The sequence below is a fragment of the Burkholderia sp. Bp9142 genome, from assembly GCF_003853415.1.
Lineage (GTDB): Bacteria > Pseudomonadota > Gammaproteobacteria > Burkholderiales > Burkholderiaceae > Burkholderia.
Genome location: NZ_QTPP01000001.1, coordinates 341,260 through 360,198, shown reverse-complemented (window position 1 = coordinate 360,198; position 18,939 = coordinate 341,260). Strand labels below are relative to the sequence as shown.

14 protein-coding genes are annotated in these 18,939 nt (G+C 67.8%); 11 read left to right on the top strand and 3 right to left on the bottom strand.

What is annotated here, in order from left to right; translation table 11 throughout:
- Nucleotides 1–6 precede the first annotated feature (6 nt).
- Nucleotides 7–960, bottom strand: a complete 954-nt coding sequence (locus DIE22_RS01630; protein ID WP_124495929.1) for a LysR family transcriptional regulator — start codon at nt 958–960, stop codon at nt 7–9.
- Between the two features lie 127 nt (nt 961–1,087).
- On the opposite strand from DIE22_RS01630, the gene DIE22_RS01625 reads away from it, so the two are divergent.
- The 6 genes from DIE22_RS01625 to DIE22_RS01600 all read left to right on the top strand — a co-directional run bounded on the left by DIE22_RS01625 (nt 1,088) and on the right by DIE22_RS01600 (nt 8,871).
- Nucleotides 1,088–1,732, top strand: coding sequence for a glutathione S-transferase family protein (locus DIE22_RS01625; RefSeq protein WP_124604226.1), 645 nt, complete (start codon nt 1,088–1,090; stop codon nt 1,730–1,732).
- Nucleotides 1,733–1,763: 31 nt separating this feature from the next.
- Nucleotides 1,764–3,842: a pyridoxamine 5'-phosphate oxidase family protein gene (locus tag DIE22_RS01620; protein WP_124604224.1), complete on the top strand. Its 2,079-nt coding sequence runs from the start codon at nt 1,764–1,766 to the stop codon at nt 3,840–3,842.
- Nucleotides 3,843–3,974: 132 nt separating this feature from the next.
- Nucleotides 3,975–4,178 (top strand): DUF2970 domain-containing protein, encoded by a 204-nt coding sequence (locus tag DIE22_RS01615; RefSeq protein WP_006750787.1) that lies wholly within the window; start codon nt 3,975–3,977, stop codon nt 4,176–4,178.
- 561 nt (nt 4,179–4,739) lie between these two features.
- On the top strand, nt 4,740–6,974 hold the full coding sequence (locus DIE22_RS01610) for a TonB-dependent siderophore receptor (RefSeq protein WP_124604222.1): 2,235 nt from the start codon (nt 4,740–4,742) through the stop codon (nt 6,972–6,974).
- Nucleotides 6,975–7,033: 59 nt separating this feature from the next.
- The gene (gene pnuC, locus DIE22_RS01605; protein WP_124604220.1) at nt 7,034–7,645 is read left to right on the top strand and encodes a nicotinamide riboside transporter PnuC; all 612 of its coding nucleotides are present in this window, start codon (nt 7,034–7,036) and stop codon (nt 7,643–7,645) included.
- Between the two features lie 35 nt (nt 7,646–7,680).
- Complete coding sequence (locus DIE22_RS01600) at nt 7,681–8,871, top strand: phosphotransferase enzyme family protein (RefSeq protein ID WP_124604218.1); 1,191 nt, start codon at nt 7,681–7,683, stop codon at nt 8,869–8,871.
- Nucleotides 8,872–9,034: 163 nt separating this feature from the next.
- On the opposite strand, the gene DIE22_RS01595 is transcribed toward DIE22_RS01600, so the two are convergent.
- Both DIE22_RS01595 and DIE22_RS01590 read right to left on the bottom strand, forming a co-directional pair.
- Entirely contained in the window at nt 9,035–9,484 is a 450-nt protein-coding gene (locus DIE22_RS01595) for an OmpA family protein (RefSeq protein ID WP_124495917.1), read from the bottom strand.
- Between the two features lie 15 nt (nt 9,485–9,499).
- Complete coding sequence (locus DIE22_RS01590) at nt 9,500–10,216, bottom strand: M35 family metallo-endopeptidase (RefSeq protein WP_124604216.1); 717 nt, start codon at nt 10,214–10,216, stop codon at nt 9,500–9,502.
- Between the two features lie 404 nt (nt 10,217–10,620).
- Here DIE22_RS01590 and DIE22_RS01585 point away from each other — a divergent pair, with 404 nt between their 5' ends.
- From DIE22_RS01585 to DIE22_RS01565, 5 genes are all read left to right on the top strand, one after another.
- Nucleotides 10,621–11,931: a TolC family protein gene (locus tag DIE22_RS01585; protein ID WP_124604214.1), complete on the top strand. Its 1,311-nt coding sequence runs from the start codon at nt 10,621–10,623 to the stop codon at nt 11,929–11,931.
- Nucleotides 11,932–11,957: 26 nt separating this feature from the next.
- On the top strand, nt 11,958–13,427 hold the full coding sequence (locus tag DIE22_RS01580) for an efflux RND transporter periplasmic adaptor subunit (protein ID WP_124604212.1): 1,470 nt from the start codon (nt 11,958–11,960) through the stop codon (nt 13,425–13,427).
- A 161-nt stretch (nt 13,428–13,588) separates the two neighbouring features.
- Entirely contained in the window at nt 13,589–16,801 is a 3,213-nt protein-coding gene (locus DIE22_RS01575; protein ID WP_124604210.1) for an efflux RND transporter permease subunit, read from the top strand.
- Entirely contained in the window at nt 16,801–17,484 is a 684-nt protein-coding gene (gene irlR / locus DIE22_RS01570; protein WP_124604208.1) for a heavy metal response regulator transcription factor IrlR, read from the top strand. Before DIE22_RS01575 ends, irlR begins: the two co-directional genes overlap by 1 nt.
- Nucleotides 17,481–18,908, top strand: coding sequence for a heavy metal sensor histidine kinase (locus DIE22_RS01565; protein WP_124495907.1), 1,428 nt, complete (start codon nt 17,481–17,483; stop codon nt 18,906–18,908). The genes irlR and DIE22_RS01565 overlap by 4 nt, the downstream gene beginning before the upstream one ends.
- Nucleotides 18,909–18,939: the final 31 nt, after the last annotated feature.

Here is an 18,939-nt window from a genome sequence, read left to right as displayed (position 1 = left end):
GACGCTTCAACCCGCCGGGCGTTTCGATCGCGCCGTGCGCGCCGGTGCCGCTGGCCCCGTATCCCCGATCCTCGCCTTCATCGCGTCGATGAACGCGCGCACCTTCGGCGACGGCAACCGCGTCGACGGATATACCGCATGAATCCCGGCCCGCGCCGAGCGCCAGGCGGGCAGCAGCCGGACCAGCCGGCCGGCCGCGACGTCCTCCGCGATCGAGAAATCCGTCAGGAGCCCGAAGCCGCCGCCCGCGAGCGCGATCGCGCGGCAGGCCGTCGCGGTGTTCGACACGACCGGCGCGACGCAGCGCACCGATGCATGGCCGCCGCTCGTATCGTCGAGTTCGAGCGTATGCGGGCGCGACAGCGTCGACAGCATCACGAACGGCAGCGCGGCGAGCGCGTCCGGGTCGCGCGGCAGGCCGTGCCGCGCGACGAATGCGGGGCTTGCGACCAGCCATTTCTCGTATTCGCCGAGCTGCACCGCGCGATAGTTCGAATCCGCGAGGCGGCCGATGCGGATCGCGACGTCGAGATTGTCCGCGACGAGATCGACGATGCGGTCGTTCGCGATCAGTTCGACGTCGAGCCCCGGATGCGCGTCGCGCAGCGCGACGACGGCCGGCGCGACGACCAGCGCGCCGTAGTCGATCGGCACGCTCACGCGCAGCGTGCCGCGCAGCGGTCCCGTATCGGACGATACCGCGTCGAGCGCGCTTTCGGTTGCACGCACGATGTCGCGGCACGCGGCGTAGAACGCGCGCCCCGCATCGGTCACGCTCAGCCGCCGCGTGGTGCGTACCAGCAGGTTCGCGCCGACCTCGGATTCGAGGCGCTGCATGTGCGTGCTGACGACCGTCTTCGCGAGCCCGAGCCGTTCGGCCGCGGCCGTCAGCGAGCCGGCATCGACCACCGCGACGAAGATCGCCAGCCGGTTCAGGTTCACGTCACGCAGATCGGCCATCGTCGATTGTCCTATGAGAGAGGATAATGTTTCATCGATTATCCGTCTTCTGGGTGTGAACGGCGAGCGCTACGCTGAGGGCCGTTCGTCGCCGATTCCCGGCGGCGCGAGATCCAGGAGCCTTTCCATGCCAGCCGCCAGCAAGCCTGCCCGTCCGGTTCGCGTCTATTCGTTTCCGCTGTCCGGGCACGCGCATCGCGTCCGGCTGTTCCTGTCGCTGCTCGGGCTGCCGTTCGATATCGTCGACGTCGACCTCGCGGCCGGCGCGCAGCGCAAACCCGCGTTCCTCGCACTCAATCCGCTCGGCCAGGTGCCGGTGATCGACGACGACGGCACCGTGCTCGCCGATTCGAACGCGATCCTCGTCTATCTCGCGAAGCGCTACGGCGACGCGCACTGGCTGCCCGACGATGCCGCCGGCGCGGCGACCGTGCAGCGCTGGCTGTCATACGCGGCCGGACCGATCGCATCGGGGCCGGCGGCCGCGCGGCTCGTCACCGTGTTCAGCGCGCCGCTCGATCACGACACGGCCAAGCGCACCGCCGCGAAGGTGCTCGCCGTGATCGACGGCGAGCTCGCCGGCAAGCCATTCGCCGCGGGCGCGCAGCCGACGATCGCCGACATCGCCGCCTACACGTACATCGCGCACGCGCCGGAAGGCGGCGTGTCGATCGAACCGTATCCGCACGTGCGCGCGTGGCTCGCGCGCGTCGAGGCGCTGCCGGGCTTCGTCGGCATGCAGCCGACCCGCGCCGGCCTGCTTGCCGCCTGACGCGCGGCCACGCTTTTACCGGGAGAACGCGATGACCGCGCCGACCGCCGCCGTACCGGGCTGGGAACTCGACGCTGCGCCGTTTCATGCGGGCGAGCTCGCCGTGCAGCAGCGCGCGGGCGTGACGGAGGCCGCGGGCGCGGCCGGCCGGCGCGGGATCCGCCGTTTCATGCCGGACCAGCACCGGACGTTTTTTGCGCAGCTGCCGTTCTTCGTGCTCGGCGGTGTCGATGCGCACGGCCAGCCGTGGGCGACGCTGCGGGTCGGGATGCCCGGCTTCGTGACGACGCCGGACGCGCGCACGCTGCGCATCGGCGGCGATGCGCTGCCCGGCGATCCGCTGGCCGGCGCGTGGCGGCCGGGTGCGCCGCTCGGCGGGCTCGGGATCGAGTTCGACACGCGCCGGCGCAATCGGGTGAACGGCGTCGTGCGTGCGGTCGACGGCGGCGCGCTGACGATCGCGGTCGAGCAGAGCTTCGGCAACTGCGCGAAGTACATCCAGGGCCGCAAACCCGCGTGCGTGCCGCGTGAAGGCGATGCGTCCATCGAGGCCGACGTGTCCGACCGGTTGAGCGACGCGGACCGCGCGCTGCTGGCGCAGGCCGTTACGTTCTTCGTCGCGAGCGCGAACACGTCGGCCGGCGCGGGTGCCGCGCGCGGCGCGGACGTGTCGCATCGCGGCGGCATGCCGGGCTTCGTGCGCGTCGACGACGCGCGCACGCTGACGACGCCGGATTTCAGCGGCAACCGCTTCTTCAACACGCTCGGCAACCTGCAGCACGATCCGCGCGCGGGGCTGCTGTTCGTCGATTTCGACAGCGGCGACCTGCTGTATGTCGCCGCGGAGGCGGAGATCGTGTGGGACGGGCCGCTCGTCGCGTCGTTCGACGGCGCGCAGCGGGTCGTGCGGTTTCATGTGCGTGAAGTGCGGCGCACCCGGGGCGTGCTGCCGTTCCGGTGGTCGACGGTCGAGCGGGCGCCGCAGTTTGCGGCGATGGCGGCGGGTTCGGCTTTCGCGGGTGCGCAGGCGGCGTCTGCGTTCGCGTCGGCATCCGCATCGGCGTCGGCATCCGCATCGCCGTCGGGATGGCGCCCGCTGCGCATCGCGAAGGTTGTCGACGAAGCGCACGCGATCCGCTCGTTTCATTTCGAACCGGCGGACGGCGGCGCGTTGCCGGCCTACGAAGCCGGGCAGCATCTGACGCTGCGCGTCGCGCTGCCGGGCGGCGACGCCCCGGCGATCCGCAGCTACACGTTGTCCGATGCGCCCGGCGCGCCGCATTACCGGATCACCGTGAAGCGCGAAGGACGCGTGTCGGCCTGGCTGCACGACCATGCGCGTGCCGGGATGACGCTCGATGCGCAGATGCCGCGCGGCCGCTTCACGTTCGACGTCGCGAGCCCGCGTCCGGCCGTGCTGGTGTCGGCCGGCATCGGCATCACGCCGATGTTCGCGATGCTGCGCCGCGCGCTGGCCGATGGCACACCGTCGCGCCGCGTCGTGTTCGTGCACGGCGCGCGCGAAACGGCCGACCGGCCGTTCGCGGCGGAACTGACGCGCATCGCGGACGCCGACGCACGCGTATCGCTGCACTGGTTCGACAGCCGGCCGCGGCACGACGGCGCGGCGCGACCGGGCCGTATCGACGTCGCGCAACTGAAGCGCGTCCTGCCGTTCGACGACTACGATTTCTACCTGTGCGGGCCGTCCGTGTTCATGCGCGATTTGTACGACGGATTGCGCGCGTTGAACGTGCCGGACGAGCGTATCCGTTTCGAGGCGTTCGGATCGTCGAGTGTCGTGCGCAGTGCGACCCGCGCGACGGGCGCACCGTCGGTTGCAAGCGTGCCCGTCGTGTTCCGCCGCACGGGGCGCGACGTTGCATGGACGCCCGCCGACGGCACGCTGCTCGAATTCGCCGAAGGCCACGGCGTGGCGGTGCCGTCCGAATGCCGGTCCGGGTCGTGCGGCACGTGCGCGACGCGCGTGCTGTCCGGTGCGGTCGATTACGTGCAGGCGCACGATGCGGCGGTCGAGCCCGGCTGCGCGTTGCTGTGCGTCGCGCGGCCCGTCGAAGGGGCCGTGGCGCCGCTCGTGCTCGACCGCTGACGTGCAGGCGACGACCATGCGGCACGCGGTCGCACAACGCGTGCTGCGCAAAAAACGCGCGCAACTGCTTCTTTTTCCGGAGGCCTGTCGGATCGACGATAGCGTCAACCGATAGAGAAGAGGAGCAACACCATGAAACTGTTCAGCATGATCCGCCTGGTTCTGTGGAGTTTCTTCGGCGTACGCAACAGCAAGGCGCACGCGTCCGATCTCGCGAACGTCAACTTCACGCTGCTGCCGTTCGTCGCGATCGTGCTCGCGGTGCTGGTCGGCGCGGTGATCTACGGCGTCGTCCATCTGGTCGTCGATCCGACCGTGACGATGCAGGGGTTCTGATCGTCGCAGGTGCCGCGCGCGGGCAGTCTTCCGGATTGCCCGGCGCGACACGCGAGGCGGCAGCATTGCCGCGCAGGTCGTCCCGGCCGATCACGTTTCGCTATCCCCGTCTCCCGTTCCGCTCGATTCCACGGTCCCGATCCCCGCCCCGGGGTAAAATGCGCGCCACGCCGCGATGTCGCGCGCGACGGGCATTCCGCCGTTCAGAAGAACGGCGCACGCACATGCCCGGTCGCCCGCACCGGGGCGTTCGAAGCGTCCCCCGCACGACAAGACCGCGCGATGCAGCCGGCCGCCCGACCCGCACCCGATCCACGGATCGGCGGCCGCGTCGGCGCCCGTCGCGTCACCTGAATCAGACGTCCCATCCTGCGCATTCCCGATCGATCGGCCCGCATGCGGCCGGAACGTCCGGTTTGTCTGATGACTGTCGTGCCGACGTCCGTGCCCGGCGATCCGCCAGGACCGTCGCGGGTTCATGCGCGAGGGCGCGCTTCGCAGCGGCGTAACGTGTTTCGAGTGTTTCGACAGGGTCGAGTGGCGAGTTTTCCATCCAGAACAATGACGGTGAATAGAACAACAGGGGCGCCCGCACGGCGGCGGCGCGCGAAGGTCGGGCTTGGCGTCGGTCTCGGCATCACGCTTTTCGCGGCGCAGGCCGCCGCGGCACAGAACGACGCGCCGGCTGCTTCGGAGGTCGATGCGGCCGGCAGCGCGACGCTGCCGGCGATCGCGGTCAGCGGCGAGCGCGGCGGCGCGTTTCGCGCACGCGAAGCATCGGTCGCGGGGCTCGACGACGCGCCGCTGCGCGACACGCCGGCCTCCGTCAGCGTCGTCACGCGCGCGCAGATCGACGACCAGCAGGCGAAGCGCCTGAGCGACGTGCTGCGCAACGACGCGTCGGTCGTCAACGACTACGCGCCGGTCGGCTACTTCGAAGGCTTCGCGATCCGCGGCTTCCCGGTGGATCTCGCGAGCGCGATCCGGATCGACGGGCTGACGGTGTCCGGCGAGCAGAACGTGCCGCTCGAGAACAAGGCGCGTGTCGAGCTCCTGAAGGGTCTGGCCGGCATCGACAGCGGCGTGGTCGCGCCGGGCGGCGTGATCAACTTCGTGACGAAGCGCTCGGCGAACGTCGCGAGCGTGACGACGGGCGTCGACAGCCGCGGCTCGACGTCGGCGGCCGTCGATCTCGGCCGCCGCTTCGGCCCCGGCAACCCGTTCGGCTTCCGGATCAATGCCGCGAAGGAGAACATGCACTCCTATATCGACGGTACCGACGGGCGGCGCACGTTCGGCTCGATCGCCGCCGACTGGGACATCAGCCCGCGCGCAAGCCTGCAGTTCAACGCCGAATTCCAGCAGTGGATCCAGCGTTCCGCGCCCGGCTACCAGCTGCTCGGCGGCACCGTCGTGCCGTCGGTCAAGACGACGTCGAAGGCGCTCGGCACGCAGCCGTGGGCGAAGCCGGTGACGACCGACGCGCTGAACCTGAACGCGCGCTTCGACTACCAGTTCAACGACGACTGGAAGGCGTATATCGCCGCGGGCCGCAGCCGCACGATGATCGACGACAACAGCGCGTTCGCGTACGGCTGCTATTACGCGGCGAGCTGCGCGGCCGGCACGACGTCGCCGTTCTTCTTCGGTGCGAACGGCGACTACGACGTGTACGACTTCCGCAGCCCCGGCGAATACCGCCGCAACGACGACCTGCGCGCGGTCACCACCGGCAAGTTTGCGACGGGCCCGCTGCGCCACGAGCTGACGCTCGGCGTGAGCGTGCAGCGCCGCGTCGTGCACATGGCCGATGCCGTATACGACTACGTGGGCAGCGAGAATATCGACGGGCCCGACGTCGCGTTTTCACCGTCACCGAATACGCCGGGGCCGTCGTATCCGCGGCTCGACGCGTGGCAGTACGGCGTGTTCGGGCTCGACCGCATCAGCATCGGCGAGCACTGGCAGGTGCTCGCGGGCGGCAAGGAAGTGCTGCTGCGCCAGCGCAGCTGGGACAGCGTCGATGGCGACGCGACGCACACCGACCGTTCCGTGTTCCTGCCGCAGGTCGCGCTCGTCTACAAGCCGGTGAACGTGCTGTCGCTGTACGCGTCGTACAGCAAGGCGCTGTCGCTCGGCGACCAGGCGCCGGTGCGCGCGACCAACGCGTATGCGTTCATGCCGCCGGTCGAATCGCACCAGTTCGAGCTCGGCGCAAAATACGACTGGCTTGACCGGCTGAGCCTCACGGCCGCCGTGTTCTCGATCAGCAAGCCGTTCCAGTTCGCCGACCCCGACGCGTCGGGCGCGAGCTACACGTTCGTGCAGCGCGGTACGCAGCGCCACCAGGGGATCGAGCTCGGCGCGGCCGGGCGGCTCACCGAGCGGCTGTCGCTGACGGCCAGCGTCGCGGCGATCCGTGCCCGCGCCTACGATTCCGGTTCGCCGGCCTACGAAGGGCACCAGATCATCAACGTGCCCGCGCTGCGTGCGTCGCTGTACGCGGACTATGCGGTGCCGCACGTCGCGGGCCTGAATCTGCTCGGCGGCGTCGAATACAGCGGCGCCCGCAACGCGAACGAAGAGGGCACCGCGCGCGTGCCGTCGTGGTTCGTGTTCAATTTCGGCGCACGCTATACGATGAAGATCGGCGGCCATCGCACGGTGCTGCGCGTGTCGGTGGACAACCTGTTCAACAAGTTCTACTGGCGCGACGCGGGCGAGCAGCAGGGCGACGCGTACCTGTTCCCGGGCGCGCCGCGCACCGCGCGCGTGTCGCTGACCTATGATTTCTGACCGGCCGGCACGGGCCGCCTGAACGGCGGCGCCGGCAGCACCACAGGAGAGCACGAACGATGTCCCCCCTCGAAATCGCCGGCGTGATCGTCAGCGCGCTCGCGATCTGGCTGACCGCGAAGCGGCGCATGCTGTGCTGGCCGGTCGGGCTCGCGTCGGTCGCGCTGTACGGCTGGATCTTCTTCGACGCGAAGCTGTATTCCGACATGCTGCTGCAGGGTGCGTTCGCGGTGCTGCAGGTGTACGGCTGGCGCCGCTGGATCGGGCAGCGTACGCTCGAGGCGAACGGCGGCGCGGCGCCGGAAGGCGACGTCGCGCCCGTCACCGGCGTGCGGCCGCGCCAGATGCTGCCCGACCTGCTCGCGGCGGTCGTCGGCAGCGCGCTGCTCGGCGGGATGATGGCGCGCTGGACCGATGCGGCGTTGCCGTTCGTCGATGCGTCGCTGACCGCGTTCAGCCTCGTCGCGCAATACTGGACCGCGCGGCGCTACATCGCGTCGTGGGGGCTGTGGATCGTCGTGAACGTCGTCTACGTCGGGATGTTCGTGTTCAAGGAACTGTATCTGACGGCCGGACTCTATGCGCTGTTCATCGCGCTCGCCGTCATCGGCTGGCGCGACTGGAGCCGGACCGCCGATGCGCTGCGCGCGACGGCGCGCCCGGCGGGCTGATTCACGGCCGATTCAACTACGGAGCGACCTCGTTCATGTCATTTCCACTCGAGCCGGACGGGCCGGTATCGCGGGACGTTGCACCGCCGCAGTTCGGCGTCGACGGCGAGCAGGCCGAACGCGACTGGCCGCTGATGACGCACGACGAGGTCGCGGCGCTACTCGCGCGCATCGACGGCGCCGGCGAACCGGCGCGACTGACGTGGCACAGTCCGCGGCAGTTCGCGGCGGCCACGCTGGTGCGGATGACGGACGGGCGCGCGCTGTTCGTCAAGCGTCATCACGTGAGCCTGCGCGACGTCGCGGGGCTGGAGGAAGAGCATCGTTTCATCGCCCACCTGCGCGAGCGCGGGATGCCGGTGGTGGACGTGCTGGCCGATCGCAACGGTGCGACGGCCTTTGCGTCCGGCGACTGGACGTACGAGGTGCATGTCGTCGCGCCCGGTGTCGACTCGTATCGCGGCGTGATGTCGTGGCAGCCCTTCACGCATCCTTCGCATGCATATGCGGCCGGGCGCGCGCTGGCCGGGCTGCATCGCGCGTCGGCCGGTTACGATGCGCCGCCACGGCCCGTGCGCACGCTGCTGTCGAGTTTTCGCGTATTGTCGTCCGCCGATCTGGCGGGCGCGCTCGAACGCTGGGTCGACGCGCAGCCGCTGCTGGTGCGCGCGCTCGGCACGCGCGACTGGCGCGGCGATGTCGCGGAGGCGATCGGCCCGTATCACGCGCGCCTCGTGCCGCTGTTGCCCGCGCTGCCGCCGCTGTGGACGCATGGCGACTGGCATGCGTCGAACCTGCTGTGGACCGGCGCAGGCCCCGGTGCGCAGGTGCGCACCGTGCTCGACTTCGGCCTGTCCGATCGCACCTGCGCGGTGATGGACGTCGCCCTTGCGATCGAGCGCAATACGGTCGACTGGATGGCGCCGCCCGATGCGCGTCGCGTCGAGTACGAACAGATCGATGCGCTGCTCGACGGCTATGAATCGCTCGAACCGCTGAGCGACGACGCATATGCGGCACTGGTGGCGATGTTGCCGATCGTGCATACGGAGTTCGGGCTGTCGGAGGTCGCGTACTTCGGGTGCGTCATCGATGCCCCGGCGATCGTCGACATCGCGTACGACGGCTATCTGCTGGGGCACGCGCGCTGGTTCGGCGAACGCGACGGGCGGCAACTGCTCGACTGGCTGGTGCAACGCCGGCGCGCGAAGCAGGGCATCGCCTGATTCTTGAGAGCACCCTGATAGCTTCACCAGTTAGGCGATTGATATGTCGCTCGAATCGAACATCGAAATCTCGTCCGGATAGATTCGATGGACCGTCTCACGCGAGCGTTGGCGATGCGCAGTTCAACGCAAGCGCGGCGGCGATAAATGAGCAACTTTCATGTCAATGGCCCGTACAGCAGTTGTTGAGGCAGCCGGGGCTCACTTGAACGGTGACTTCACGGGTTTCCGACGTTGATTCGGTTGCGCTATTGGTTGGATAAATTTGCGTTTTTATCTGAAATGGTGCGTTTATCAGGCCATCGTCTATGATGACTTTCGCTACCGCGGAAGCGCGTTTCGTTGCAAGTTGATCGGGGGTGGTTTCATTTTTGGACGCACTTCCAATAATATCGATCCAGTTTTGAATCGGGTGCTTGGAGTTGATTTTCGAAACCCATTGTCCGATTCGTATTTTCTCGGATGCGGCGATTTCGTGACTGTTGGGTGAAAATGAAACGAAAAATTGTTGTGATGGGAGGTTTTGTGATCCTAGGCATTCTGCTGTAGCGTTCGTGGGAAAAAATAATAAAACTGTAGCAGTCGCGAGTAATGTTGTAATCAAGATTCTCATGCTGAATCGACTCCCTTAATCTGCAAATAAATCTTCGCCGTAGATCACGAATCCGGTGAGTGTATCCGCATTTCTCAGTGCCAGGTCAGGATTGGCCCTTGCCCATGCGGCCGCTGTGGGGTCGAGCCCGTAACGATGGTCGCTGCTACCGAAGGTGTCAACGAAATGTGTTACTTCATGAATGAGCGTGGATAGGCGGGAATCTCCGTACATATTCTGGTCGCGCAAGCCGGTACAAAATTTCATGGCGATACTTATCAGTCTGCGCTCCGTGTTGGGCCCGCAAACGTGAGCGGCTTCGTTATCAATGTCGCTCATATTCGGGACGCAACCTAGCATTTTATCGAGATTCGGATCGCTTCGAACGAAGTGGTGTGGCGTTAGCGTTTTAAGAACGGAAAGGTGTCGTGAGAAGCCACTGATAAGATATTGTCGTGTATTTTCGTCGCATCGATTGAACCAATAGATCATTCTCTCTTTGGTTCTTTCGTCATGTCGCTTCAGATCGGCGATCCTGCGCTCAACTAGAATTATGGACCATTTGAGTAGTCGCTTTGCCATAATTCTAAATTCTCTGTTGGTCATGTCAGGGCAAATGGGTGTCGTGTTGATGTAAATATGAACCATCGATCCCGGATTCGTGTTGGTGACGGCCCCAGAGTGAACGAGAAACCATTCTTTGTCTTCGCCGGTATCAAATTTGTACTCGTCATGATCGGAGAAATTGTTCATTGCTTCAAAGTCTCGCTGTGTAGATTTTCAAGGATGCCGCACGATCTTGAGGTCGTAAAGCAGCATGGCTTCGTTCGTGTTACCGGAACCTTGGACAGTCATATTTTTGATCGAAGATGTCTATAGAACTCGTTCGAAATTTCGGAGTGAAATAATTTTTTATGATTCTGACGTGACCGAATTGAATCATCGAAAACGATGCGACGAGTTCGATGAAATGTGACGGCATCATCGGATTGCACGCGAGCGTTTAGACGTTACGTACAGGTGGCTATCTGGGCAGATAGGCAGGCTGATTCGGCGAGTACAACGCGCCCGACATGACGGAAATATCATCTTCGGCTCATGTTCGCACTGCACCCGATCCGTAGCATCGGTTGCGAACCGTTATCGCAGAACCGAACATGCTCAAGCTCACCTTCGCCGTGGCCGTCGTCTTCGCGATGGCCGCGACGGCCCATGCGCAGTCGCCGCAGGTCGCGGTGCCGACGCCGGTCCCGGCCCCGGCGGCTTCAGGCACCGCACCGCCGTCCGACGCACGGTCTTCCCCATCGCTGACGCTGTCCGATGCGCTCGCGACCGCGGCCCGCAACAACCCGGCGCTGCGCGGTGCGCGCGCCGACGTCGATGCGTCGGCCGGCACGCTGATGCAGGCCGGCGCGCGTCCCAATCCGGAAGTGTCGTTCCTGCAGGAAGGCTTCAGCCGCGCGGAGCGCACGTCGACCGCGCTGATCAACCAGACCATCGAACTCGGCGGCAAGCGCCGCGCGCGGCTCGACGTCGCGTCGTACGGCCGCGAGGCCGCGAACGCGTCGCTCGACGAGCAGGGCGCCGCCGTGCGCGCGGACGTGATCGCCGCGTTCTACGGGCTGCTCGCCGCACAGCGCCAGTTCCAGGTCACCGAGGAATCGGCCGCGATCGCCGCACGCTCCGCGGATCTCGCGGGCCGCCGCGCGCAGGCCGGCAAGGTGTCGCCGGTCGAGGCGACCAAGGCGCAGGTGGCGGCGGCCGGCGTGCAGATCGAAGTCGTGACCGCGCGCGGCCGCGTCGACGTCGCACGCGAAAAGCTGAATGCGGTGCTGGGCGAAGCAGGCAGCGACCGGCGCATCGCGCTCGGCGATCTGGAAACGGTGCCTGCTGTCGAATCGCTGTCCGCGCTGACCGCACGGCTCGACGATGCACCGCTCACCCGCGTCGCGCGCGCGGAGATGCTGCGCTCGAACGCGGCCGTGTCGCTCGAACGCGCGCGGCGCATCCCGGACGTGACGGTCAGCGCGGGCATGAAGCGCGTGACGACCGGCGGCGTCCCGGACAACCAGGCAGTGGTCGGCGTGTCGATTCCGATTCCGCTGTTCAACACGAACCGCGGCGCGCTGCTCGAAGCGACGCACAAGGCCGGGCGCGCGAACGCCGATCTCGACCGCGAGCGCGCGCGGCTGCGGCTCGCGCTCACGCAGGCGTATGCGAACTTCGACGCGGCCGCGCAGGAAGCGCGGCGGCTGAAGACCGACATCCTGCCCGGCGCACGGCTCGCGCTCGACGCGATGTCGCGCGGCTACGAGCTCGGCAAGTTCAGCTTCCTCGATGTGCTCGATGCGCAGCGCACGCTGTTCCAGGGGCAATCGCAATACGTGCGTGCGCTCGCCGACGCACATGCGGCACGCGCCGACATCGGCCGGCTCGTCGGCACGCCGCTCGCGGCCGTCGCGCAATAGCCGCGCTTCTCACCTGAAGGATCATCATGTCACGCAGCAGAATCTTCATCATTGCGGCGGCCGTGCTCGGCGGCGCCGGGATCGTGCTCGGCGCGCTCGCCGTCACGCGAGGCGGCGTGTCCGCGCCCGCGGGCACCGAAGCCGCCCAAGCGGCCGACGGCGCCGGCACCGGCTCGCACGGCGGCGTCGTGCTCACGCGCGGCACACTGTCCGTCGAGATCGTGATGACGGAAAAGCCCGGCGACGCGCGGCTCGTCGTCTATCCGTTCATCGACGGCAAGCCGGTCGACAAGGGCGTCGCCGTGTCCGGCACGCTGGTGCGGTACGACCGCTCGCACGAACCGGTGCGGTTCGACGCGGCGGGCCGGAAGTTCGTATCGGCGCAGCCGATCGCGAAGCCGCACGTGTTCGACGCGACGATCGACGTGAAGGCCGGCAACGAGGCCGCGTCGTTCCCGTTCGCCCGCGCGGACGGCGCGATCGCGCTGACCGACACGCAGTTGCAGACGTCGAAGATCGCGCTCGCGAAGGCCGGCCCCGCGCAGATCGCGACGCCGTTCCAGCTGCCGGGCGAGATCCGGTTCAACGAGGATCGCACCGCGCACGTCGTGCCGCGCGTGGCCGGCATCGTCGAGCAGGTGCCGGTGTCGCTCGGGCAGAACGTCGTGAAGGGGCAGGTGCTGGCCGTGATCGCGAGCACCGATCTCGCGGACCGGCGCAGCGGGCTGCTGACGGCCGAACGCCGGTTGTCGGGCGCGCGCGCAACCTATGAACGCGAACGCACGCTGTGGCAGGAGCGCATCTCGGCGGAACAGGATTACCAGCAGGCGCAGGTGCAGCTGCGCGAGGCCGAGATCGCCGTGCAGAACGCGCGGCAGAAGCTGGCCGCGCTGAACGCACCGGCCGGCGCGGGCGCGCTGAACCGCTACGCGCTGCGTGCGCCGTTCGCCGGAACGATCGTCGAGAAGCATGCGACGCCCGGCGAAGCGATCGCCGCCGACGCGAGCATGTTCGTGATCTCCGACTTGTCGACGGTGTGGGCCGAGATGGCCGTGCCCGCGCAGCGGCTGAACGACGTGCGCGTCGGCCGCGATGCGACCGTCAGCGCGACCGCGTTCGAGTCGCGCTCGAGCGGCCCGATCGCGTATGTCGGCGCACTGCTCGGCGAACAGACGCGCACCGCGCCCGCCCGCGTCGTGCTGCCGAACCCCGACGGCGTGTGGCGCCCCGGGATGTTCGTGAACGTGTCGGTCGACGCGGGCAAGCAGGCCGTGCCGCTCGCGGTCGCGAGCGATGCGCTGCAGGACGTCGACGGCACGCCGTCGGTGTTCGTGCGCTCGCCGAAGGGCTTCGTCGCGCAGGCCGTCGAGACGGGACGGCGCGACGAACGCGCAACCGAAGTGCTGAAGGGGCTCACGCCGGGCCAGGAATACGCGGCATCGAACAGCTTCGTGCTGAAGGCAGAGCTCGGCAAGGGGAGTGCGGAACATGAATGAGCCTGACGTGCGCGCCGTTGCGCGATTTGCCGCCCGATTCACAGCCCGATCCCCGGCCCGATTCGTGGCACGACGGACGGCTCGATTCCCGGCCCGCCGCATCATCGGCCGGGCTGCCCGTCCGGTGCGGGCGACCGTTCCCCGCTTCAAGGAATCCCGCCATGTTTGAGCGCCTGATCCGCTTTGCGATTGCGCACCGCTGGCTCGTGATGCTGGCGATCGCGGCCGTGGCCGCGCTGGGCGTGTTCAGCTATCAGCAGCTGCCGATCGACGCGGTGCCCGACATCACGAACGTGCAGGTCCAGATCAACACGGCCGCACCCGGCTATTCGCCGCTGGAAGCCGAGCAGCGCATCACCTATCCGGTCGAGACCGTGATGGCCGGGCTGCCTGGCCTCGAGCAGACGCGCTCGATTTCGCGCTACGGGCTGTCGCAGGTCACGGTGATCTTCAAGGACGGCACCGATATCTACTTCGCGCGGCAGCTCGTCAACGAGCGCATCCAGGAAGCGAAGGACAAGCTGCCGGCCGGCATCGCACCCGCGATGGGCCCGACGTCGACCGGTCTCGGCGAGATCTACCTGTGGACCGTCGAGGCTGATGCGGCCGCGCGCAAGCCCGACGGCACGCGCTACACGGCGGCCGATCTGCGCGAACTGCAGGACTGGGTCGTGCGCCCGCAACTGAGAAACGTGCGCGGCGTGACCGAGGTGAATTCGATCGGCGGCTACGTGAAGGAATACCGCGTCGCGCCGAACCCGGCGAAGCTGATGTCGTACGGGCTGACGCTCGCCGACGTCGTGCGTGCGCTCGAACGCAACAACGACAACGTTGGCGCGGGCTACATCGAGAAGCGCGGCGAGCAATACCTGGTGCGCGTGCCGGGCCAGGCGCGCACCGTCGACGACATCGCGAACATCGTGCTGACCAACGTCGGCGGCGTGCCGGTGCGGATGAAGGACGTCGGCGTGGTCGACATCGGCCGCGAGCTGCGGACCGGCGCCGCCACGTCGAACGGCGAAGAGGTCGTGCTCGGCACGGTGTTCATGCTGATGGGCGAGAACAGCCGCTCGGTCGCGAAGGCCGTCGCCGCGAAGATGGACGACGTGAACCGCACGCTGCCGGCCGGCGTGAAGGCGATTCCCGTCTACGACCGCACCGTGCTCGTCGAGAAGGCCGTCGCGACGGTCAAGAAGAACCTGCTCGAAGGCGCGATCCTCGTGATCGCCGTGCTGTTCGTGTTCCTCGGCAACATCCGCGCGGCGCTGATCACCGCGCTCGTGATCCCGCTGTCGATGCTGATGACCTTCACCGGCATGGTCAACGCGAAGGTCAGCGCGAACCTGATGAGCCTCGGCGCACTCGACTTCGGGATCATCGTCGACGGCGCGGTCGTGATCGTCGAGAACTGCGTGCGGCGGCTCGCGCACGCGCAGGCCGTCGCCGGCCGGCCGCTCACGCGCGACGAGCGCTTCGCGGAAGTGTTCGGCGCGTCGCAGGAGGCGCGCCGCGCGTTGATCTTCGGGCAACTGATCATCATGGTCGTGTACTTGCCGATCTTCGCGCTCTCCGGCGTCGAAGGGAAGATGTTCCATCCGATGGCCGTGACCGTCGTGATGGCGCTCGCGGCGGCGATGGTGCTGACCGTCACGTTCATTCCGGCCGCGGTCGCGCTGTTCATCGGCGAGCGTGTCGAGGAAAAGGAGAACCGGCTGATGGGGTGGGCGCGGCGCGCGTACGAGCCGGTGCTCGCGGCGTTCATGACGCGCCCCGCGCGCGTGATGCTCGGCGCCGGCGCGATCGTGCTGGTCACGCTCGGGCTCGCGACGCGGCTCGGCAGTGAGTTCATCCCGAACCTGAACGAGGGCGATCTCGCGGTCGCTGCGCTGCGGATTCCCGGCACGAGCCTGTCGCAGTCGGTCGAGATGCAGAAGGCGATCGAGAAGACGCTGAAGACGCGCTTCCCGGAAATCGAACGCGTATTCGCGCGCACCGGCACGGCCGAGATCGCGGCCGACCCGATGCCGCCGAACCTGTCGGACGGCTACATCATGCTGAAGCCGACCGACAAGTGGCCGGACCCGGACAAGCCGCGTGACCAGCTCGTGCGGGAGATCGAGGAGGCGCTCGAGGAACTGCCGGGCAACGCGTACGAGTTCTCGCAGCCGATCCAGCTGCGCTTCAACGAGCTGATCTCGGGCGTGCGCAGCGACGTCGCCGTGAAGATCTTCGGCGACGACATGGCCGTGCTGAACCAGACCGGCGAACAGATCGCGGCCGCGCTGCAGAAGGTGCCGGGCGCGTCCGAGGTGAAGGTCGAGCAGACCACCGGCCTGCCGGTGCTGACCGTCAACCTCGACCGCGACAAGCTCGCGCGCTACGGCGTGACGGTTGCCGACCTGCAGGACACGGTGGCCGCGGCCGTCGGCGGTCAGAAGGCCGGCACGCTGTTCCAGGGCGATCGCCGCTTCGACATCGTCGTGCGGCTGCCGGACGAACTGCGCTCCGACATCGAGGCCATCAAGCGGCTGCCGATTGCGCTGCCCGCGCCGGCTGCCGGCGCCAGCGCGCCGCTCGCGCAGGCACCGTACGTGCCGCTCGCCGAGCTCGCGACGATCGAGGCCGCGCCGGGCCCGAACCAGATCAGCCGCGAGGACGGCAAGCGACGCGTCGTCGTCAGCGCGAACGTGCGCGGCCGCGACGTCGGCTCGTTCGTCGCCGACGCACGCGAGCAACTGCAGCAGGACGTGCGCGTGCCCGCCGGCTACTGGGTGTCGTGGGGCGGCCAGTTCGAGCAGCTGCAAAGCGCGAGCGAGCGGCTGAAGCTCGTCGTGCCGCTCGCGCTGTTCATGGTGTTCGTGCTGCTGTTCGTGATGTTCAACAATGTGAAGGACGGGCTGCTGGTCTTCACCGGCATTCCGTTCGCGCTGAGCGGCGGCGTGGCGTCGCTGTGGCTGCGCGGGATTCCGCTGTCGATCACCGCGGCGGTCGGCTTCATCGCGCTGTCCGGCGTGGCCGTGCTCAACGGGCTCGTGATGATCTCCTTCATCCGCAACCTGCGCGACGACGGGATGCCGCTCGACGCGGCCGTGCGCGAAGGCGCGCTCACGCGGCTGCGGCCCGTGCTGATGACCGCGCTCGTCGCGTCGCTGGGCTTCCTGCCGATGGCGTTCGCGACCGGCACCGGCGCCGAGGTGCAGCGCCCGCTCGCGACGGTCGTGATCGGCGGTATCCTGTCGTCCACGGCGCTGACGCTGCTGGTGCTGCCGGTGCTGTACCGTGTCAGCCATTCGGTATCGTGGCGCACGGCGCTGCGCGGCGGGTTCGGCGCGGGCGTGCTGCGCCGGCTGGGTTTCTTCAAGGGTAATGCGTGATGCGGATTCTGATTGTCGAGGATGAACCGAAAACCGGCGCCTATCTGCGCAAGGGCTTGACCGAGGCCGGCTATGTCATCGACTGGGTGGAGGATGGCATCACGGGGCAGCACCAGGCCGAGACCGAGGAGTACGACCTGCTCGTGCTCGACGTGATGCTGCCGGGCCAGGACGGCTGGACGCTGCTGCAGAACCTGCGCCGCAGCAAGTCGACGCCCGTGCTGTTCCTCACCGCGCGCGACGACGTCGGCGATCGCGTGAAAGGGCTGGAGCTCGGCGCCGACGATTACCTGGCCAAGCCGTTCGACTTCGTCGAGCTGACCGCGCGCATCAAGTCGATCCTGCGGCGCGGCCAGCCGCGCGATTCGAACACGCTGCGCGTGGCCGATCTCGAACTCGACCTGACGCGCCGCAAGGCCACGCGGCAGCGCGACACGATCCTGCTGACCGCGAAGGAGTTCGCGCTGCTGTGGTTGCTGATGCGTCGCGAGGGCGAGATCCTGCCGCGCGCGACGATCGCGTCGCAGGTGTGGGACATGAATTTCAACAGCGATACGAACGTCGTCGATTCCGCGATCCGGCGGCTGCGCTCGAAGATCGACGACGCGTACGAACCGAAGCTGATCCACACCGTGCGCGGGATGGGCTACGTGCTCGAGGCGCGCGACGGCGCGGCGAAATGATCGCGCGCCTGCTGCCGCGCACGCTGCGCGGACGCCTGACCGCGCTGATCATCCTGTCGACGTCGGTCATCCTCGCATCGAGCGGCGTCGCACTGTACGAAGCGCTGAGCAATCGCATCGAGACGACGGCGGCCGAGCAGATGGCCGGCATTTCCGCCGCGCTGGGCATGCATCTGGCCGAAGCGCGCTCGACGGCCGATGTCGCGCGCAACACCGATATCTGGGTCGACCAGTTGCATGGTCATCCGAACATGGATCTCGCGATCTACGATGCGGCCGGCACGCGCATCGTCGGCACGCCGGGGTTTCGCACCTATGCGCCGTTGCTGTCGACGGACGCGGGCCGCATTCCGGTGTTCGTCGCGCCGCCGCACGCGCGGCACCAGTATCTGGTGATGACCGTGCCGCTCGCTGGCGCCGGTGCGCCCGTCGTGCGCGTCGCGGTGCAGTACGACCGCAGCGCCGACGTGCTGCTGCTGCGCACGCATGCGTACACGATCGTCGTGATCGAGGTGTTCGGCGTCGTGCTCGCCACCGCGATCGCATACGGCATCGCGGCGCTCGGGTTGAGCCCGCTGCGGCGTTTCGCGGCGCGGGCCGAGCAGATGTCGACGAGCCGGCTGGCCCATCCGCTGCCGGAACTCGATACGTCCGGCGAGCTGAAGGAACTGGAACATGCGTTCAACGGGATGCTCGCGCGCCTGAACGACTCGTTTACGCGGCTGAGCCAGTTCTCGTCGAATCTCGCGCACGACATGCGCACGCCGCTCACGAACCTGCAGGCGGCCGCGCAAGTCGTGCTGTCGCAGCCGCGCAGCGCGGATGAATACCGGAACGTGATCGAGTCGAGCATCGACGAATATCAGCGCCTGTCGCGGATGATCGAGGACATGCTGTTTCTCGCGCGCTCGGAGCAGGCCGGCACGTCGATCGACGTGCGGCGGCTCGATGCGGCCGAGGAAGCCGCGCGCGTCGCCGGCTACTACGAGCCGCTCGCGGAGGATGCGGGCGTGTCGGTGAAGGTCGACGGGTATGCATGGGTCGATGCGGATCTCACGCTGTACCAGCGTGCGTTGAGCAACCTGCTGTCCAATGCACTGGCTTATGCGCCGCGCGGCAGCGTCGTGACGATCGATTGCTCGGAGCAGGGCGGCGCGACGACGATCGCCGTGTCGGATACGGGGCCGGGCATCGACGCGCAGCATGTCGCGCGGATTTTCGAGCGCTTCTATCGCGTCGATCCGTCGCGGCACAATTCGGCATCGGGGACGGGCCTCGGCCTCGCGATCGTCCGGTCGATCATGGACAACCACGGCGGCGAATGCGGCGTCGACAGCGATCCCGGCCGGCGCACGACATTCTGGCTGCGCTTCCCGCAGCGGGCGCCGGTCGCGCCGAAGGCCGTGCCGGCTGCCCACGCGTGAGATCGCGGCCATCAGGCACGGCCGCACGTTC